General features: G+C 42.8%; 21 protein-coding genes and 1 pseudogene. 7 read left to right on the forward strand and 15 right to left on the reverse strand.

The annotated features are described in order from the left end of the window. Positions 1-3: 3 nt before the first annotated feature. The 15 genes and pseudogenes from BA1DRAFT_RS23450 to BA1DRAFT_RS04135 all read right to left on the reverse strand — a co-directional run bounded on the left by BA1DRAFT_RS23450 (position 4) and on the right by BA1DRAFT_RS04135 (position 8,914). The gene (locus BA1DRAFT_RS23450) at positions 4-147 is read right to left on the reverse strand and encodes a hypothetical protein (protein WP_160169985.1); all 144 of its coding nucleotides are present in this window, start codon (positions 145-147) and stop codon (positions 4-6) included. A 100-nt stretch (positions 148-247) separates the two neighbouring features. Beyond that, a complete protein-coding gene (locus BA1DRAFT_RS24330) occupies positions 248-373 on the reverse strand; it encodes a hypothetical protein (RefSeq protein WP_268747221.1) in 126 nt (41 codons plus the stop codon). A 5-nt stretch (positions 374-378) separates the two neighbouring features. Then, complete coding sequence (locus BA1DRAFT_RS24335; RefSeq protein WP_268747222.1) at positions 379-507, reverse strand: hypothetical protein; 129 nt, start codon at positions 505-507, stop codon at positions 379-381. A gap of 844 nt (positions 508-1,351) precedes the next feature. Beyond that, positions 1,352-1,963, reverse strand: coding sequence for a hypothetical protein (locus BA1DRAFT_RS04100; RefSeq protein ID WP_152544272.1), 612 nt, complete (start codon positions 1,961-1,963; stop codon positions 1,352-1,354). A gap of 240 nt (positions 1,964-2,203) precedes the next feature. Next, positions 2,204-2,494, reverse strand: a complete 291-nt coding sequence (locus BA1DRAFT_RS04105; protein WP_036776292.1) for a hypothetical protein — start codon at positions 2,492-2,494, stop codon at positions 2,204-2,206. Positions 2,495-3,338: 844 nt separating this feature from the next. Continuing rightward, positions 3,339-3,482 (reverse strand): helicase C-terminal domain-containing protein, encoded by a 144-nt coding sequence (locus tag BA1DRAFT_RS23895; protein WP_082303629.1) that lies wholly within the window; start codon positions 3,480-3,482, stop codon positions 3,339-3,341. A 128-nt stretch (positions 3,483-3,610) separates the two neighbouring features. Next, the gene (locus tag BA1DRAFT_RS24340; RefSeq protein ID WP_268747223.1) at positions 3,611-3,742 is read right to left on the reverse strand and encodes a hypothetical protein; all 132 of its coding nucleotides are present in this window, start codon (positions 3,740-3,742) and stop codon (positions 3,611-3,613) included. Between the two features lie 285 nt (positions 3,743-4,027). Beyond that, on the reverse strand, positions 4,028-4,171 hold the full coding sequence (locus tag BA1DRAFT_RS23900) for a hypothetical protein (RefSeq protein WP_235200965.1): 144 nt from the start codon (positions 4,169-4,171) through the stop codon (positions 4,028-4,030). A gap of 416 nt (positions 4,172-4,587) precedes the next feature. Then, a pseudogene (locus BA1DRAFT_RS24580) lies at positions 4,588-4,904 on the reverse strand (transposase); the annotation flags it as partial. A 15-nt stretch (positions 4,905-4,919) separates the two neighbouring features. After that, positions 4,920-5,228: a hypothetical protein gene (locus BA1DRAFT_RS22950; RefSeq protein WP_036776295.1), complete on the reverse strand. Its 309-nt coding sequence runs from the start codon at positions 5,226-5,228 to the stop codon at positions 4,920-4,922. Positions 5,229-5,852: 624 nt separating this feature from the next. Beyond that, positions 5,853-6,455: a hypothetical protein gene (locus BA1DRAFT_RS04120; protein ID WP_036776301.1), complete on the reverse strand. Its 603-nt coding sequence runs from the start codon at positions 6,453-6,455 to the stop codon at positions 5,853-5,855. A gap of 16 nt (positions 6,456-6,471) precedes the next feature. Then, positions 6,472-6,609, reverse strand: coding sequence for a hypothetical protein (locus tag BA1DRAFT_RS23455; RefSeq protein WP_160169986.1), 138 nt, complete (start codon positions 6,607-6,609; stop codon positions 6,472-6,474). 1,374 nt (positions 6,610-7,983) lie between these two features. Continuing rightward, positions 7,984-8,319 carry a hypothetical protein gene (locus tag BA1DRAFT_RS04130; protein WP_036776307.1) on the reverse strand — a complete coding sequence of 112 codons (336 nt, stop codon included), beginning with the start codon at positions 8,317-8,319 and terminating at the stop codon, positions 7,984-7,986. A 36-nt stretch (positions 8,320-8,355) separates the two neighbouring features. After that, a complete protein-coding gene (locus tag BA1DRAFT_RS22955) occupies positions 8,356-8,616 on the reverse strand; it encodes a hypothetical protein (protein WP_152544273.1) in 261 nt (86 codons plus the stop codon). Positions 8,617-8,623: 7 nt separating this feature from the next. Further along, positions 8,624-8,914 (reverse strand): hypothetical protein, encoded by a 291-nt coding sequence (locus BA1DRAFT_RS04135; RefSeq protein WP_036776313.1) that lies wholly within the window; start codon positions 8,912-8,914, stop codon positions 8,624-8,626. Positions 8,915-9,690: 776 nt separating this feature from the next. Here BA1DRAFT_RS04135 and BA1DRAFT_RS23460 point away from each other — a divergent pair. The 7 genes from BA1DRAFT_RS23460 (at position 9,691) to BA1DRAFT_RS04190 (ending at position 17,798) form a co-directional block, all read left to right on the forward strand. Next, complete coding sequence (locus BA1DRAFT_RS23460) at positions 9,691-9,831, forward strand: hypothetical protein (protein WP_160169987.1); 141 nt, start codon at positions 9,691-9,693, stop codon at positions 9,829-9,831. A gap of 163 nt (positions 9,832-9,994) precedes the next feature. Beyond that, positions 9,995-10,303, forward strand: a complete 309-nt coding sequence (locus BA1DRAFT_RS04150) for a hypothetical protein (protein ID WP_036776317.1) — start codon at positions 9,995-9,997, stop codon at positions 10,301-10,303. A 161-nt stretch (positions 10,304-10,464) separates the two neighbouring features. Next, positions 10,465-10,692, forward strand: a complete 228-nt coding sequence (locus BA1DRAFT_RS04155) for a hypothetical protein (protein WP_036776318.1) — start codon at positions 10,465-10,467, stop codon at positions 10,690-10,692. A gap of 295 nt (positions 10,693-10,987) precedes the next feature. Then, positions 10,988-13,051 carry an ATP-dependent DNA helicase DinG gene (gene dinG, locus BA1DRAFT_RS04160; protein WP_072164756.1) on the forward strand — a complete coding sequence of 688 codons (2,064 nt, stop codon included), beginning with the start codon at positions 10,988-10,990 and terminating at the stop codon, positions 13,049-13,051. A gap of 841 nt (positions 13,052-13,892) precedes the next feature. Next, positions 13,893-14,210, forward strand: coding sequence for a hypothetical protein (locus tag BA1DRAFT_RS04165; RefSeq protein WP_036776319.1), 318 nt, complete (start codon positions 13,893-13,895; stop codon positions 14,208-14,210). 83 nt (positions 14,211-14,293) lie between these two features. Continuing rightward, positions 14,294-14,536, forward strand: a complete 243-nt coding sequence (locus BA1DRAFT_RS04170) for a hypothetical protein (RefSeq protein WP_036776322.1) — start codon at positions 14,294-14,296, stop codon at positions 14,534-14,536. 2,101 nt (positions 14,537-16,637) lie between these two features. Next, positions 16,638-17,798 carry a hypothetical protein gene (locus tag BA1DRAFT_RS04190; RefSeq protein ID WP_036776333.1) on the forward strand — a complete coding sequence of 387 codons (1,161 nt, stop codon included), beginning with the start codon at positions 16,638-16,640 and terminating at the stop codon, positions 17,796-17,798. Positions 17,799-17,867 lie beyond the last annotated feature (69 nt).

Consider the following 17,867-nt stretch of genomic DNA (forward strand, 5'->3'; position numbering starts at 1 on the left):
TTTCTAATCAGTCTGGAAATTCAGTCCCATAACTTCGTCGTCGATAAAATCAATAATGGCGGTTTGGCCACTTCGAGCCTCTGAATGAGATGGAGCAGCAAAAGAACCTCCCATATGATATTTTTGTAATGGCATAATGATTGTCATATTTTTCCTTGTTATTGTGGTAGAAGTGTCATTTTTGGTGGTGTGTATCCGGTGATGAAATGCCCACCGTGCTGTGGGTACAGGTACGGGTAATGATAAATCAGTCTTTAATGACGTGCTGGCAATAAACGTCGAAGGCTTTCTCTTTCGGTAATTCGTTGATAATGACAATATCACTACCCTCACGTTGACGCAGGGAAGAAAAGAGCTTGGTTTTATCGCGCATGGCGTTCAGACTTGTTTTTGCAGGTTGCCATCTTTCACAAAAAGCACCTTTTTAGGATACTCTTGGTTAAATTTGTTGAGGATGGTTTTTCTGGCTTCCATCACAGAAACGAGATTGTCTACCACCATTTCCAAATCTATTCCCGCCTTCTGTATGACCTGTGCCAATAATGGGCTAAAGTGTCACTTGAACGACCATTCAGTGTTGTTCAGGTGACCGTAGCTTTCTGGTGCCACGTTGTGCATCTTTGCAGAAAGCCTGAGCCAGGCACGCATTATATATTAGGTTAAAATCTGCTGTTCAGCTGTATTAGTAGCGTACACTTCGGGTGAATACATTGCCTGCGGAACAGTTGTGCTCTGCACTGATGTTTCATGGTTTGGACTGACCTCTCTGGGTAACGTAATCTGACTGGTGCAATTTGAGATGATGGTTTCTACTAGCCTCTTTATTCACAACGTGAGTAACGCTCCACTTCCATTCTTACAGTAACATCAACGCATCCATGCTCCGGTAGCAGCAGAAAAATACGGTTGATGTCTTCTACTAGTTACACATTTTAAGATGGTCGGGTGGTAAGTACTTTTTGTAGAGTGTTCCTTATTCCTGTACTGTATTATCGCCCCCCGTTGATGCGGAAAAATTTCGACTTTGAGCATATTGTTTACCATCGCCAAGTTAAGAAGAATAAGACGCTACAGTCATCGGCCAGATTCCCGAAATAGTCATCAGGCGTTGCCTCTATTTCGTTACAGGTTAACTCTTATTCTAGTACCCTTTGTCGCACCAGTTGTTCGTTCCACAACGGCACTTTAGTATCCGACATTCCCCGGCCGGGATGGTAGCCGGGGCAAATTTCTCAATGGGAGTGCGGTTATCAAAATAGTAACCTTTGATAAGGAAGTTGTTTCCTCTCCCACCCAGTCTTCATACCGAAAGTAAACATCGCTGGTGGTGATAATTTGTGTCCCGGCGATGTCAGATATTCATGGACTCCAGCTGTGTCGTACACTTTTTCGCGCTGGCAATGTAGTATTCGGCTTCGTCGGCATTATAGTTATCTATCATCATCAGCGCGAAGGTTTCCGGGTCTCCGTAGTATTCACCGTTAGAAACACGGATACCGTCAGCGGTACGCAGGGTAAAAACATGATCCATGTAGTCCGTGCTGAAGACTTCGCTCACCACATTCTCAAACTCTAGCGGGTTGTTCATGTAGATTGCGCAACAGGACAGAGAAACTGGAATAGTGGTTACCTCCGTATTACCGATAATCAGCCACTTTTCGACACGGAGATTCTCGGGCAGCTTTTGCAAGGGAACCTTTTCCACATTTAATATACCTTTAAGATGCAGGTTATCCGGCAGAGCTGTGATCTTGCTTCCGGCCAGAATCATGGAGTGCTCAACTTTCAGGTTGGAGGGCAGTTTAGTGATATCAGTATTGGAGATATTCAGTCCGTCTTTAACGGTCAGGTTTTCTGGCAGCGCTTTCAGCTTGACTGAGATAGCTAGAAGGCTTCCGTTAATGGTCAGATTGTCCGGCAGAGTCTCAATGTCGGAATAGCTGATATACAGGTTTTTACCCACTACGAGCGCAGCTGGTAGTGCTCGGATCCCCCGACCTACGTGCAGGGAGCCTTTAACGGTCAAAATCATCAACTGATAGGTAATTTTCTAACAAACCATCGTGACGGCCTCAGACCTTTAGGTCACTGTGAACAATGACGCGATTACCAGAAAGAGAAAAATTAGCGTTCGTTGCGGTTAGTTGTTCTATTAAGGTTTTCATATCGTAGCCCTGTGAGTGTGAATGTCCGATTTGTATACTTATTCTCTTACAGGTTGTTCAAGTGACAAACAGAATGGAACAACATTATTTTCTGAAGGAGTAGCACCCTTCTCATCTACTACATTGAACCCAACCAGTAGCAGGTAATTCAGCGTCTTGTGATAGGCTATCAGCTTGCGGCTATTCAGGTCCTTCAATATGCTAAAAGGGAACTCTGGGGCTTCATGCCTAGCGCAAAGAAAAGCTTTTTCGAGATTGCGTAGGTAAATCACTTTTTCGTCCGCCAGACTGGCAAATCCCAGAAATGCGGGTATCACGATTTTTATCACTGAGGGTATCGTTTTAAATATTCACTGTGGTGAGTGCTTGAATGTCACCCTCCTGACGAACATAGTTCCATGTTGAAGTTTGTCCCATAAAGATCGTAACAGAACGTCTCGTCATAGTTATTTTTGAGCAATATCTTTCGCATCAATATTATTCAGAGTGTAATGGCTTCTTACTTTGTGCTGAGTTCTGATTATCATCCACCTGAATTTTCTGAACGGTTACTTTGATTTCTGTAACCGGGTATCGGGCATTTTACAATGTGGTTCAGCGCTTCAGAAATATAGAATTTTTTATCATGCGCCAAAAACTCTAGCGCAGGGAATTCATAGACGATAGCAAAACAGTAATGAACAAGGACTTTACCATTTCTAACCTGATAGCTGTATCAGATTAGGGAGCATGTGAGCTGCATACATTTGTAAGTTTGGCAGATAACGCAGATTCAGTCTGGTCTTGCCCGTAGGGTAGTCACTTTTTCCAAAACATACGTTGATAACACGTGTACCACAATAATTGGTAAGATCGCCGCTACCAGCGATGTCATTAAAAAACGCGCTGGCTGAAATAAATGTATTACGAAAGGCAGTCCGAGATTAATCTTTTTGTACCTTCAGCAATGAACGTTTCATCCCGCATTGTATACAAATTGCTTGCATAGAACAGGATCGCACCTGTTTGAGCTTGTCACCGCACATCGTATGTTTCTATGATGCGGATATTAGATCTTTTTACCCGGATATACATACGTTCGTCATCAATGAATTTAATGTTGTCTAGATGGCTTTTTTGTCGCGTTTTGACATTGATCTTTTCCTACTGTGCTGGTGGTTGAATGTCAACGGATCACGCGACGAAAAAATTGAGAATGTTCTGTCCGTATTTCTTGAATTTAATCCGTATGTCGAGAATCGTCACTGCGCCGGTATCCTGTTCAGTACGGATAAGTCGCCCTACGGCCTGAATCAGCATTCGGCACGGTAATTTCATAGAAAGTATCCCCTCCTGCTTTGTTCATCCACTCGGTCAGAGTCTGGCTGACCAGATCTGTCGGTACACTGAAGGGCAGTTTCGCGATAATCACGTTATCTCAGTAATCACCTGGTAAATCCATGCCTTCACTGAAAGAAGCCATACCGAAAATTACGCTCGGTAAACCGCGATCCACATTCAGCTTTATGGCGGGCAATTATTTCGCGTTTTGGCAGTGTTCTTTGCATCAAGATGTGCTGTTTCACTTCTTCCGACATTCCATGCACCTCAGTCATCTGCTTACGAGAAAAAATAGTACCAGACAACCTTTGCGTCGGAGCATCAGTTTTGGCAGGACGTCTCGAACTTCTGCGGTATACGCTTCCTGATCGGTTGGCGTGCTATCTTGGGAACAAACAATACCCCGTTTTTCTCGTAGTCAAACGGACTTGTGCTATCAGCGTTGGTGTGTCTTGAGACAGACCGGCCTTATTCAGAAAGCTGTCAAAGCTTCCCATTGAGCGGATCGTCGCTGAGATCACGATAACGTTAAAGGCTTTACTTCACAGATCTTTATCCAGTTGCTCAATAGCATATACTGGGCTGCTGTGAATAACGACTTCTCTTTTATTGTCACGCTTCACATTAACCCAACGAGTAATAGGCATCGCATCTAAGTTGCTGCGTTCGGTGACAAAATTACGCACATGGATTCAAGGCGGTTGCTGAGCTCACCTACGGTCATCTGATGCTGCGCCACGTCTTCCGAATAACCTTATTGCCGGTCTCGTCCATTTTACTGACGATAGATAGCATTGTGTTTAAGACCTTGTGAATCGGGATAAACAATTCTGGGACACATATTCACATTCTCACGGAGGGGGTTATTTTGTTGTTCATGTGCGCCTCACAGCGCATACGGCAGAAGTATAGACCACTGCCTTTTGCCATGCATAGGTAAAGTTTAGCCGGGCTTTGATCTGAATCTCTGGCAGGTCTTTATTAATAATGGGTATCCGGATTGTAGGATTGAAACAGGACTATAGACGTCCTGCCTTAATCTCTCGTACTAGTGTTGATATATCCGTGTTGTAATTGGTTGCTGGCCCTGCCTCAGCTAGGTGTAATATGCATCTTTCAGTTCGTAGGCTTGACCGATATCTGGGTAGTTCAAAGTCCAGCCGGAAAATCGCATGTATTCGGCGTCTGTCAGCTCGTGACGACGTTTAAGCAACACAAAGCGATTCTCAGGCGTCAGGGATCATCGTAGCCACGGCATCACGGTATGGCCGTCACATATCCATCGCCACATAGCGTACCTGTTTGCGGTCTTTACACCTACTCAGGTAGCTGGTGACGATGGCTTTATTGCGGTTTGTCCAGCATGTCAACGATTGCCTGTTACTTGATGTTGGTAATTACACATCGAGTGTTGATAATCCCACTTACTAATCGTTAATTGAATTCGTGTATTTTTGGAAGCCATCTTTTAAGCCACGTTTCCAGCTCAGTTTTATCCACATTGGATATTCTGGATATCTCGCATTGATAACGAGTAAATTCAGCATGATACATATTTGAATCATCAATCCATGCTGTTACAACGCCCTCGTATCCAGAAAAAGTCACCACCTTATATTTCTCAAGTGCATCCAGACCTTTATCTGGTTCAGAGAATTCTTGCCTGTCAGAGTTATAATCTCTTCCATGTCGGCAACCATCCAACATGACAGTCACAAAGCTTTGCATTGAATTTTCACTCATAATTATCTCCATACATCTAGTATCATGTACATTCAAAATCGGTGGTTGGTGCCTAACATTGGAACACTCAGTGCACCTGATCAACCATAAAGTCTGATTTGTTTATTAAATTATATTAAAACTGATCAACCGTTAAATCCGGCTCCCCTTAATAATCTGCTCTTGCAGTGCAACGATAACGGTGGAAGGAATCAGCGTCTTTTGCAGGTAGGATCAGGGGTAGGCAATAACCTAGCGTTTTACCTGTTCCAGTTCTGGCGTCAACAACACCAACATACGGCGTGTTGTTCTCTTCATCCGGCAAAGTTCATCATTTCTTTCTGACCTTCACGCGTAATCAGGCCAAAAAGCACTGTAGGCCTTAGTGATCTGTTCTGCTGAGGCAAATTTGGGTTTCTTTGTACTCATAGATTTGCCTTGTTATTCTTTAGTTCTTATCTTTATCTATCATAACTCGGCCTAACAAATGACAAAGACTGTCCGGTAGAAAACAGGGAGAATAAACGACATTTCCCCGCAACAAAAAATCACCCGATAGCCCTTGTCAGATCTGGGTTTCATGAAAAAATTTCAGCCTGAAATTCCCAGAAAAACGGGCCAGTTTGTACCGACCCGCCCTGCCTTTTATTCTTCGCTTAGTAAGACCAGATCTGTAACCTCAGCCTCGTAACGTATGTTCGTATACTTTTCGAAGAATCCTGAATAAGCTTTGGAATGGAAAATCCGTAGGTAAGTTTTGTCGTAACAAAAGTCAATTTTCTCAAAGTTGATATCGCATTCCAGATCTATAAAATTAATTAAAGGATTTACTGCCAATATTTCGCGGGCCTTATGCACGCTTTCTGCGTTCCATTCCAATTGCGCCCCTGAGTATTCCCCTGTGGAGTAATCATCATGGCAGTAGTTGAAACTTTCGATATCAGCAACTTTGTCAAAGCGGGTGTCGTAATACGTATCTACCAGTTTAATGGTATTCATTAGTTGAGTGCCTACACTGGTCGGAAGTTCTGCTATCAGTTTTGCAGGAATCAAGCATATCAGTTCGTAGTGATCAACTGTAGTGATGTTGATAGTTTTACATTTCGATGAGGCAGCAAATTGCCAGTTCACATGTATCTGCTCGTTGTTATTTACGAAGAATGATATTCCCTTAACAATATCTCCAGATTTATTCAGCCACCACATGTTTCGTTTATGAGTCCAGTTTTTCACACAGAAGTTATTCATCACATTTCCTTAGTTATTATTCAGAGAGAAGACTCTGAGGAGAATATCCAGCAGAATCAGGCAAAAAGATGATATCGCGACTCATCGGAACGCACTTACTGTACAGAACGGTATTGGGAGTTAGGAAACTACTGTGATCCACGACATTATTCATGTTAACTCCTTTTTTGTTCGTTTTGCTTACCTCATATTTAAGCATGACTTCCACAGTTGACGAAGAGAATATATGACATTTCCCCGCAAGAAATTTCATCACTAACCTTTTGATTTTATTTTATTTATTAAAAAAATTTCAGGGTGAAATTCCCACGGTTTTATGTTCCAAAAACAACAAAACTGCCCGGACTCGGATAATACAGTCTCTATTGTGAATGATATGGTTGAAGTCTACAGATACCAAAAACGCCCTACCACATAACATAGCTTATGATGGTGGAGAAAATGCCTTTATCCCAACAATTCTTGTCAGGGAGAAGATCGCTTCTCGTTCAGTAGCATCGCCACTAATGGCTGAGAGCAGTATTTCATAAAGTGCATAATCATAAATTGATTAAATAGAACCTCACACTGTTAGGCAGGTGAATATGAGAAATAGCTGATAACAAAGCCAGTACATAATTGTGGCAAACATCGACAGTAATGCAACAGTGGTAAAACGGACGCCGGAGTTAGATGATTCTTGGTTCATTGCAATGTTGATGTTCATGTGGATCTCAAGTTATGAGATGTGAGCAGAGACTTTATTATTGGCGCCATTCTAATGCCGGAAAAAAAGCAGTAAATTGCCGTGATAAATGCTGTCATATAGTTATTAATCTGCACGGTAGGAAGAATTCTGATTTCCTGATAATCATTCATTGCCGGTAATGCAATGCAGAATTCGGTAGCTTCCTTCGAAGAGTATCAAGAATGTGCGTCCCATTTCTTGCCATTAAGGTGACATTCCCGCAGACGATTGTGGTTACAGAGCTACCACCTGGTAGTGTGATCATAAACCCTCTTTTTTGCTTTTTTCCTGAATAATGGCTGTATGTCGTAGCCAGTGTCAGCATTAACATTGTAAAGTTTCTAGAACGGATTCACCGGCCTTGTCATCCTAAGCTCTGTGGCAACGTCACAGATATCTTTGATGCTTAGCGTATCCATAACAATAACCCCTGTCTCAGGCAAGTTTGCCTGCGGGAGGGTAATCAGTTATTCACGTGTCCCGATAATCATCATGACATCATTTACTTTATTATTTACTTTATTCGCGACGGATACCTTTTGTCTCACCTTAGTAGGTAGGGAGGCAAATAGCATCATGTACCGTCCAATCAGCCATTGAGGGAAGCTACCATTCTTTCTACTAGCGGTCTTTTGTAATACGCAATTGTTTTCTTCCTCTAGTCTCTATATTGCACACATGGCTTGCTCCAGCGTGGCTAATTGCTAATTCAGTTTGGAAATCACGACTGCTGATGTTCTGGTAGTTGCCTTAATCTGATCTTGGTGGGTGATAATCTGATTCAGAGCGATCATCACTGCCTTACAGCTTGGCAGGCAAGGGCAAGGTAATTGGCAAGGGGCCACGGGTAATTAACCACCCTGCTTCCCGCAGAATTTGACTGGCCTCCACAAACCAATGCTCATTTGCCTTGTCGTCACTCTCATGGGATGACAGTGTGTTTTGTATGGTAATGAGCAGTGCATCGTTGATTGTGTTACTTTTTGTTACAGAGAGTAGTGCGTAGGCTGTGGTCATCGTATCAATCTCATGTTCCCGGCTCATCAGCGACAAACCAGAGGACAAGGAGACAGCTAGATCTGCTTTAAGGACTTCGATGAAGCTCATTATCAGTTCGACAGTGGCAATTTTAAACATAGTCTTTCTCTCTCGTTTTATCCGACAGCGTATAGATTAAAAACATGCCTTGTAGGGAGGTATATTTGAAGTGACTTCACAGGGTTGCAGTTGCTGACTATGATTTGTCATGCTCAGTGAAGCGATATCAGTGATTGTGCTGGTATAGAGCAAGCCAAATGCAGCTGGATTACTGTTTTGTTCTGAATGGTTATCTTTCCTAAATAGTAAATGGATAAGGCAGGGTGTCCTTCTACCCTTTTGCTTAGCTGCTATGCAGTATTGAGCGCCAGAGAGTGACAGACGGCTGTCATTCATCATGCTTTCAGTGACAGCAGTGACTACTTTTCAGATAGCTTTCGATCACATTATCACTTGCTATGCCGTCAATATGACCGGAGTACTCAGAGTGACTGACATTGTAGGTGCTCTTTACGACGATACGGTCGTTGTTATCTAACCTGTTCAGCCAGATCAGGTGTTCAAAGGTACGGCGAACACTGTGGTCGGTTTTATCCCATGAAGTGACGTCTATGTAGATACAAAAGATTGATACCTTGTGCTGGCTGGTTTTGCCTGCTAATTCGAAGATTTCCTGAAGAATTGAGACGTTCATTCTATGCTCCATGCATTTGTTTTTTTGTTCTATTTACTTTTCAATGATTACACGGAGCTGTCAGGTGATGAAGGGCAAAAAGGTAAATAACATGCTGATATATAAAATAAATGAGGGCGAGAATATCGCCCTCAAAAGAGTGTTATTGCTGATAGTCACTTTTCTAACACGGCAACTGCATCAGCAATGCGTTTTTCTGTACCTGCGTTCGGCTCCAGCTCCTGTCTTCTGCGGGCATCTTCCAGCAACTAGGCAATAATGAGTTTTAAATCTGCTACTGTCTACATGCTTCCCTCTTGGCTTACAGAATACGACGAATATCGGGCAAATCTTCAGGTGGTACCAGCATATCGATTCAATAAAAAGTACTTCCCTGTCGGGTGTGCCTCAGTCACCGCCGTCATCACCCAGCTCGTAGCTTTCACTGGCTCTGGCTTCAAGACATTAATGCATGGCAATGACTTCAGTGGTACGGGATTGAATGATTCTCTTCAACGTGTGCTGGTTTTTCTTGTTCTCGTTAGGCAATTCAAAAATCTCTTTAACTGTTTATTCGTCAGATGTGACGAGGTAACAGCGTCATATTGCTCCATAGCGTAACGCTGGAGAATCTAGGTGATCGTTTGTTTTTTATTATTCCCCAGCAGGTAGAGATAAAACTTCAAAGTAGAGATCACGAGTTTCTGAGTTGACTGATTCATCACTAATACTTTCTTTCAGTGAATCAAGTAGTAATTAATGGCATGCTCCGCGAATGAAACAGGTTGACCACGATCATGTGCCAGCTTAGCGGCATGGTTGTAGTAGATGTCACGGTTGTAGCCAAAGGTTTTGGTGTAGTGGTACCAAAAGAAGCGGTCCTAGGAGAAAAGTTGTTTCTCTGCCAATCCGTGAGTATGGTTCGGGAGATCCATTGAATAAATATCCTGACAGAAATATACCAATTTTGATAACGATAGTTTCTTTCTCGTTTATTTTTATATTTCAATGAATTATCAGCCCTAAAATCCTTCGTCACCCACTAGCCTCATGCTTAAATATCGGTAAATAAAACGAACAAAAATTATTAAGGGGACAATTATGAACACCATCGGTATTGCACTCGGTGCAAATGCTGAAACAGCTTTTAACTCGATTTTCGCTGACTTGTTTTCAGCCAGAAAACCTGAAGGGTTAGAACTTCAAATCCGTGAAAGTAACGGAAACATCACCCGCATGATCGTACCTAGCGGCACGCCTGTTTTTCTGTTTGGCTCTGAAGAATTGGAAGATTTCCACCGAGACAATGCCAGTCACGGCCAGTTCTACATTGTGGATTATGGTGGTTTTCGCACCCTGAATAATTACATCTACGATCCCTGCAATCCAATTATCCGTGACATTGTATAAGGCATTTCCATACGGCCCTATCAGTCAGGGCTATCCAGAACAATAACGACACTGAGGAAATCGCAATGTAAAAGTTTGATACTTCTGAATGACTATATATCGAGACTCGCTGGCGGAAGGACCTGAAAAATACCGAAAAGCTGTCCGGCTATGTCCATTTCATGGAAGCTGGCGAGAAGATTTCTGTTCGGTGGATTGCCCTGATGGACAGCATCAACCTGCCGGAAATCTTTTACGATACATACTACGATTGCGAAGTCGAAATAAAGGGATTTTACGCTAATTCTGACTATGTGAAGGCCAACTTTGAAAGTGGTTTGTTTCAATGGAATATTGAAAGTATTGCTCAGACGAGTCTGCTGCTAGCAAAAAATCCCTTGATAGTCTGAATGCCCTTATCTACCAGATTGATTTCGAAGAAATTGATATCGCTTTTGACAAGGATTATCTGTGTATTTTCAAAGAACAGACTTGTACTGGGTTTTATAAGAAGCACGGTATCTACCGTTTTGAGACTGATATTATCTAAATTATTTCAAGGAACATCACTTGAGTTAATCATTCCTACTGGTGTCAAGACTATCGGAATTTCGTTTGGAAAGTTCTTTTGCCGGAATCAGCTTTGTCGTTTATTAGACAGTGATAAAATAAACATAGAAAAACAAAAAATAATAAGGTAAGGCCATGAATACGAAGAAAACAAAAATGACAGCCGCAGAACAGACACAGCTTGCCTACACATCCTTTCTGACTGCCAAAGGCCTCACCGCTCGTAGCGGACAACAGGATATGATGGCTTTTTGTTCTTCGTTCATCAGCAACTCACCGGCTCAATCGGACGCCCTGCGCATCGGAGTAGTTGAAGCAGGGACTGGTACCGGTAAAACCCTCGGTTATTGTCTTCCTCTCATCCCACTGGCGAAGGAAAAGGGCAACACCCTTATCCTCTCCACCGCAACTGTCGCGCTTCAGGAACAGATTGTGAATAAAGACCTGCCGGAGATCCAGACGAAAGCAGGTCTGAACTTCACCTATGCAATGGCAAAAGGCCGTGGCCGCTATTTCTGCCTGCTTCGCTGCAAGGTGCACATGGATAACGAAATTAACGCCTACGGTTACGCTCGCAAAGACGTGAATGACCTGCATCATGCATTCACGGCCAAGTCATGGAATGGTGAAAGAGATAGTTACCTTGAAGAGATTGGCGAAAAAACTTGGTCGAAAGTGAATGCCGTAGCAAGCCAGTGCCCGAAAAAGAACTGCCCACACTATGATAAGTGTCCGTTTTTCACTGCCCGCCGTGAAATGGAAAGCGTTGATGTGGTGGTCGCGAATCATGACATTATTCTGAGTGATCTAAGTCTAGGCGGTGGTGTTATCATGCCTTTTCCTAAAGATGTGATTTATGTGTTTGACGAAGGCCACCACATAGCGGACAAGGCTATCGATCACTTCGCGGCCAGTGCATCACTCGATCATAACGCCCGCTTTATGGGGGACGTGGTGGACATGGTGATGAACCTGCCGGAATTTTACGGACAGAAAATGCAAGATCACGTTTACTCTTTGTCTGAGAACGCTAGCATTTCCAGCAATGAGCTGAAAGAAGTACGCAATACGCTATTGCGTTCACTCAGCTGGCGAAATGAAACTAATAACATCGATATTTACCGGTTCCCTGAAGGTTATGTGCCCCATGATGTATGTGATCTGTTTATCCCGATTCGCAAGACCTTAAACACAATGCTATCTATCGTCAGGAAAATGACGGTTATTGTTGACGAGAGCGGTAATAAGGTTACTCAGGAAGACATGGCGCAGCATAAAATTGTTGTGGGTGAATTGTCCAACCGGTTTGAATCGCTGTTGGACGCAATCAACAGCTTTGCCAATCACAAAAAAGGCGATCATGTGATACCAATAGCCCGTTGGGTGAATGTGCGCCGAGAAGCCAACAAAAGCGAAGTTATCCTGCACAGTAGCCCGATACATGCCGGTGATCAACTGTATAGTAAACTCTGGAGCAAAGCCTATGGCGCGCTTATCACTTCTGCAACAATTCGTTCTTTGGGAAAATTTGACAGCTTTCTGAATAAAGCCGGTCTGCCTCAGGACACACCAACGCTGATAGCACAAAGTCCATTTGACTACGAGAAAAACGGGGTATTGTTTGTTCCCAAGATGCGCAGCACGCCAACCGATCAGGAAGCGCATACCGCAGAAGTCCGAGACATCCTGCCAAAGCTAGTGTTCCGACTCAAAGGTTGTCTGGTGCTGTTTTCTTCCCGTAAGCAGATGACTGAGGTGCATGACGGAATGCTGGAAGAGGTGAAACAGCACATCTTGATGCAAGGAACACTGCCAAAACGCGAAATAATTGCTCGCCATAAGCTGAATGTAGATCGCGATTTACCGAGCGTAATTTTCGGTATGGCTTCTTTCAGTGAAGGAGTGGATTTACCAGGTGATTACTGCGATAACGTGATTATCGCGAAGCTGCCCTTCAGTGTACCGACAGATCCGGTCAGCCAGACTCTGACCGAGTGGATGAACAAAGCAGGACGGGATACTTTCTATGAAATTACCGTTCCGAATGCTTGTATCAAACTGATTCAAGCCGTAGGACGTCTTATCCGAACTGAACAGGATACCGGCGCAGTGACAATTCTCGACACGCGGATTAAATTCAAAAAATACGGCCAGGACATTCTCAATTCTCTGCCTCCGTTCCGTCGTGTTATTCGATAGTGAATGCTTATTATCACTAAAACATGATCAAACAAACATGCTTGAAGTTGTCATATTTTGGCATATATTTTTTACAATGACTTTTTCATATTTATTCCCTTGCAGGAAGAACATTGAGATGAAACCATCTGATATCAGAAAAGCACAATATAAAGCCTACATTCAGCGTGTAAAAATACAAATGAATAGTTGTCAGCCTGTTATGCAAAGACTAAGCCAATGGGTACTGTTGCTAGTATGACTCTGAGCTTCTGATTCTTTTCCTTATTTGAATACGACAATTTGACAGACGATAAGCTATACCTGACCATTAAAATAGCTAGTATCTAAGATTAAGCGCGAATCTACAGTTCAACCAATAGCTTCTAGCTTTAAAAGAACATCAAAAAGGGCATTTTGTTTTTAAATATCGCCTTCTCTAACGTTTTCGTAGCACTACTTTGAAATCAAGAAAATAAGCGGGAGTTAATCACTTCTTTTGCTGTTAGATAGCACCCTAGAATTAATCCCCAATATCCGGTCAGAATGGAGGCCATCAATACCCGAATGGTCGAATGTGCGAAAGAAGTAGCCTGCATGCATTGCAGTAGTGAGCTGAAACAAAGCGTCCGTTTGCAGCCGGTATAGGACAAAAGCACACACTGCTGAAAGTGTGAATCTATCTGACTAGTTATCATTCCTGAGTGCTGTGAGCAGCGTTCGAGGGATAGCCCTTTCATTCTAACCTTATCCAACCCGTGAAAAATCTTTTTCTACAACCCTTCGTCACCAGACCAACCGGACTGATAATTGGCAAACAAGCCGAAAAATAACTTTTACGGAAAGCCTAGTGGGGAGCCAGATGTTGAATCTTGTGACATACGACAATTTAAGCCCGCAGACGCAAAAAGTCGCACGTAAATCAGTCACAGCTGGGCAGAAATATCTAGCCCGCAAAGCTGTGAGAGTACAGAAAGTAAAATCCAAACGTAACATACACGCGGCAATCAATGACCGTTACCGCAACCGCCGTTTGATGAATAGTATTGAGCTCGGCCGAAAGATGGAAGCAGCACCAACGACTTATGTTGAACTGCTAATAATGGAAAATCTCTGCATGTTTTCCCCCGAAGGCGATCACTTTCTCTTCTCAGAACATAAATATATAAGTCAACTGTAAGACGAACGCCACCAGCTTCAGCTCTTGATTACCATAACTGATACTTACTGGACAGTACGAACAATCAACTCATAGGTATCTATATGAACTCGTTAATTCAGCAACTCATCAACACCAAAGCCGATTTCACTGTGACCGGTAACCGCGTTATAGTACATAGTGATCTTGCCGTTTGTCGTTATCGTCTTAACTTGCAGGAAAATTACCTGAAAGTTGACGAGCTGCCTGACGAACTAATTGTTGAAGGATCTCTGTACATAGGTTCGGGGATCCGAACTTTACCAGCTACGCTCGTAGTGGGTAAAAACCTGTATAAGGAAAGATAACCATGACAAACCGCAGTCAGCAACTGCAACCTTGTGAAGCCACTTCAAACATACCTCCCTGCAAGGTATGTTTTTAATCTATGCGCTAGCGGGTAAAACGAGAGAGAAAGACTATGTTTAAAATTGCCACTGTCGAACTGATAATGAACTTTATCGAAGTCCTTATTACTAAAGTACGACAAAACGTATCTGTCGCAAAAGAGTAAACGATGTCATGATGATTATTGGGACACGTGAATAGCTGATTACCCCCTTGCAGGCAAACTTGCCTGAGGCAGAGGTTTTGTTATGCATACGCTAAGTATCAAAAATATTGGTGACGTTGCCACAGAGCTTAGGATGACAAGGCCAGTGAATCCGTTCTAGAAACTGTTGTGGAAAATTACAATGTTAATGCTGATACTGGCTACGACACACAGCAAACCATTATTTAGGAAAAAGCAAAAAGGGGGTTTTATGATCACACTGCCAAGTGATAGCTCTGTAACCATAATCGTCTGCGGGAATGTCACCTTAATGATAAGAAATGGGACACATATTCTTGATACTCTTCGAAGGAAGCTACCGAATGCTGCATTGCATTACCGGCAATGAATGATTATCAGGAAATCAGAATTCTTCCTACCGTTCAAATTAATAACTATATGACAGCCTTTATCACGGTAATTTTCCGGCATTAGAATGGTGCCAATAATAAAGCCTCTGCTCACATCTCATAGCTTGAGGTCCACATGAACACCCAACATTGCAATGAACCAAGAATCATCTAACTCCGGCGTCCATCTTACCACTGTTGCATTACTGTCGATGTTTACCACAATTTATGTACTGGCTTTGTTATCAGCTATTTCTCATCTTCACCTGCCTAACAGTGTGAGGTTCTATTTAATCAATTTATGATTATGCCCTTTATGAAATACTGCTCTCAGCCATTAGCGGCGATGCTGCTGAACGAGAAGCGATCTTCTCCCTGACAAGAATTGTTGGGATAAAGGCATTTTCTCCACCATCATAAGCTATGTTATGTGGTAGGGCGTTTTTGGTATCTGTAGACTTCAACCATATCATTCACAATAGAGACTGTATTATCCGAGTCCGGGCATTTTGTTGTTTTTGGAACATAAAACCGTGGGAATTTCACCTTGAAATTTTTTTAACAAATAAAATAAAATCAAAAGGTTAGTGATGAAATTTCTTGCGGGGAAATGTCATATATTCTCTTCGTCAACTGTGGAAGTCATGCTTAAATATGAGGTAAGCAAAACGAACAAAAAAGGAGTTAGCATGAATAATGTCATGGATAACAGTAGTTTCCTAACTCTCAATACTATTCTGTACAGTAAGTGCATTCCGATGAGTCGCGATATCGTCTTTTTGCCTGATTCTGCTGGACATCCTCCGCAGAATCTTCTCTCTAAATAATAACTAAGGAAATGTGATGAATAACTTCTGTATGAAAAACTGAACTCATAAACGGAACATGTGGTGGCTGAATAAACCTGAAGATATTGTGAAGGGAACATCATTCTTCGTAAATAATAACGAGCAGAGACATGTGAACTGGCAATATGCTTCCGCATTGAAATATAAAACTATCAACATCACTACAGTTGATCTAAAGGGGTATTACTACCCTGTGAAAAAGCCAGTTGAGAAGTTTGAAATCCGTGCAATCGCATCGGGCCTTTTCCATGTACTTACTCCGACAGACATACGGATACAGTTGCTTGATTCAAAAGTCAGAATTAACTGGCACATATCATACTACGAAAAGTAATTTTCTCGGATTCAGGTTTTACGAATATCCCCACATCAATGAGCATCAGACTATTGGAGATTTTCTGTTGATAAACCGCTTTGATAATCTGAAAGGGATAGTGGCCCATGAGCTGGTTCGCTTTCTGCAACGCCATGTCAGCCCTGAAGAATATCAACCAGTATGCTAGCACATTGCCAGTATTGGACTATGACAAGGTACACGGAGAAGGTTAGTAATATCTGTATGCCTTATTTGTCACCTGCGCACCTCATGTTTTACTGAATTCACAGAAAGCAATTTTCCCCATAATGCAATCACAATCAGTTAAAGAGAGGAAATATCATGAGTATCAACGTGCAGTCTATTTTCGAACAGTCCCGTAAAGGAGTAATACTGGACTGTGTGGCTGAGAAAATGCGCACTATGGATAAGGTACCAGCCACTTTGCGCGGTCTGAGCGATTTCGTTGCAAAAGAGCGTAAAGCAGGCAATACCGTGATGTTCGAAGACAACGATGTTGGCCGCAATAACGTATACGCCGTCAGTCCTTCATGGTTGTATGTTGAAGAAGGATTTAACCTGCGCCCGATCAACTTAGAACGAGCTGAAATGTTCAAAAATGCCTATCTAGAACGCCCGCAGAGTATTCCGCCTATTCGTGTCAAAGTGGTGGTAGTTGAAGGGGTAACCCGTCTGAAAATCATCGATGGACATCATCGCTTCGTTGGTTTGATATCTGCTATCGCTGAAGGGGCTGTATTCAACAAGATCATCATTGAAGAATTTGAAGGCGGTAAAGACGAAGAAATCTACAACATGATTGAAAGTGCTAATTCTCTTCAACTGAAGATGGTTGAGCGTGCTGAAGGCTTCCTACGTCTGACTGGTTGGGGCCACACAATGGAAAGTATCGCAAAACGTTTGGCAATCTCTGTGGTTACCATTCGTCGCAGTTTAGTGTTGGCTAAAGCCGAGAACAATATCAAACAGTTAGTGCGTAATGGGAAAGTCGCTGGTGATGTTGCAATCGACATCCTGATCGATTGTCAGGGAACCGACCGCAACCCATACACCGTTCTTATTGCTTCTCTGGAAAAAGCAGAAGCGGCCGGGAAAAACAAAGTGACGGCGAAGTTTGTTGCTTCTCGTAAGAAGACGACCCTTAAACCAAAAGTGGTTCGTAAAACCTTCGATTCTCTTCTGCCAACACTTAACCAGCTGCGTGATCAGCTCCCTCCAATACCAGAAGGAGAGCACGAAAATCGGACCGAAATTGGTGGAATCGTTCTGGATGAAGTGATTCTTCGTCTGACCCCGGACATGGCTCGCCAGTTAATGGCTGCATTGAGTGACGTAGAAGCTACAAAATTGGCTGAAGTTGAAGAATTGAAGCAGCAAGATACTGATGTGACGGATGAAAATGGTCCTGCTGATACCAATTCTCTGAACAACAGGGCGAAATCACTGCTTAACCCCCATAGAGGCTGGCACTCTCCAGCCTGATTCCCCACTCAACACCAAAGAATGCTCTTAATGGTCTGTGGCTTTCTATCGCCAGAAATGACCGTGTTT

It is taken from the genome of Photorhabdus aegyptia (assembly GCF_000612035.1).
Classification (GTDB): Bacteria; Pseudomonadota; Gammaproteobacteria; order Enterobacterales; family Enterobacteriaceae; genus Photorhabdus; species Photorhabdus akhurstii.

Coding starts and splice junctions, on each gene's coding strand:
- BA1DRAFT_RS04155 (WP_036776318.1), top strand. CDS start 10,465: ATGGAAGCTGGCGAGAAGATTTCTGTTCGGTGGATTGCCCTGATGGAC.
- BA1DRAFT_RS04190 (WP_036776333.1), top strand. CDS start 16,638: ATGAGTATCAACGTGCAGTCTATTTTCGAACAGTCCCGTAAAGGAGTA.
- BA1DRAFT_RS23455 (WP_160169986.1), bottom strand. CDS start 6,609: ATGAATAATGTCGTGGATCACAGTAGTTTCCTAACTCCCAATACCGTT.
- dinG (WP_072164756.1), top strand. CDS start 10,988: ATGAATACGAAGAAAACAAAAATGACAGCCGCAGAACAGACACAGCTT.
- BA1DRAFT_RS23450 (WP_160169985.1), bottom strand. CDS start 147: ATGACAATCATTATGCCATTACAAAAATATCATATGGGAGGTTCTTTT.
- BA1DRAFT_RS24340 (WP_268747223.1), bottom strand. CDS start 3,742: ATGTCGGAAGAAGTGAAACAGCACATCTTGATGCAAAGAACACTGCCA.
- BA1DRAFT_RS23460 (WP_160169987.1), top strand. CDS start 9,691: ATGTGCCAGCTTAGCGGCATGGTTGTAGTAGATGTCACGGTTGTAGCC.
- BA1DRAFT_RS04135 (WP_036776313.1), bottom strand. CDS start 8,914: ATGAACGTCTCAATTCTTCAGGAAATCTTCGAATTAGCAGGCAAAACC.
- BA1DRAFT_RS23895 (WP_082303629.1), bottom strand. CDS start 3,482: ATGAAATTACCGTGCCGAATGCTGATTCAGGCCGTAGGGCGACTTATC.
- BA1DRAFT_RS22955 (WP_152544273.1), bottom strand. CDS start 8,616: ATGAATGACAGCCGTCTGTCACTCTCTGGCGCTCAATACTGCATAGCA.
- BA1DRAFT_RS04130 (WP_036776307.1), bottom strand. CDS start 8,319: ATGTTTAAAATTGCCACTGTCGAACTGATAATGAGCTTCATCGAAGTC.
- BA1DRAFT_RS24330 (WP_268747221.1), bottom strand. CDS start 373: ATGCGCGATAAAACCAAGCTCTTTTCTTCCCTGCGTCAACGTGAGGGT.
- BA1DRAFT_RS22950 (WP_036776295.1), bottom strand. CDS start 5,228: ATGAGTGAAAATTCAATGCAAAGCTTTGTGACTGTCATGTTGGATGGT.
- BA1DRAFT_RS04165 (WP_036776319.1), top strand. CDS start 13,893: ATGTTGAATCTTGTGACATACGACAATTTAAGCCCGCAGACGCAAAAA.
- BA1DRAFT_RS04170 (WP_036776322.1), top strand. CDS start 14,294: ATGAACTCGTTAATTCAGCAACTCATCAACACCAAAGCCGATTTCACT.
- BA1DRAFT_RS04150 (WP_036776317.1), top strand. CDS start 9,995: ATGAACACCATCGGTATTGCACTCGGTGCAAATGCTGAAACAGCTTTT.
- BA1DRAFT_RS04120 (WP_036776301.1), bottom strand. CDS start 6,455: ATGAATAACTTCTGTGTGAAAAACTGGACTCATAAACGAAACATGTGG.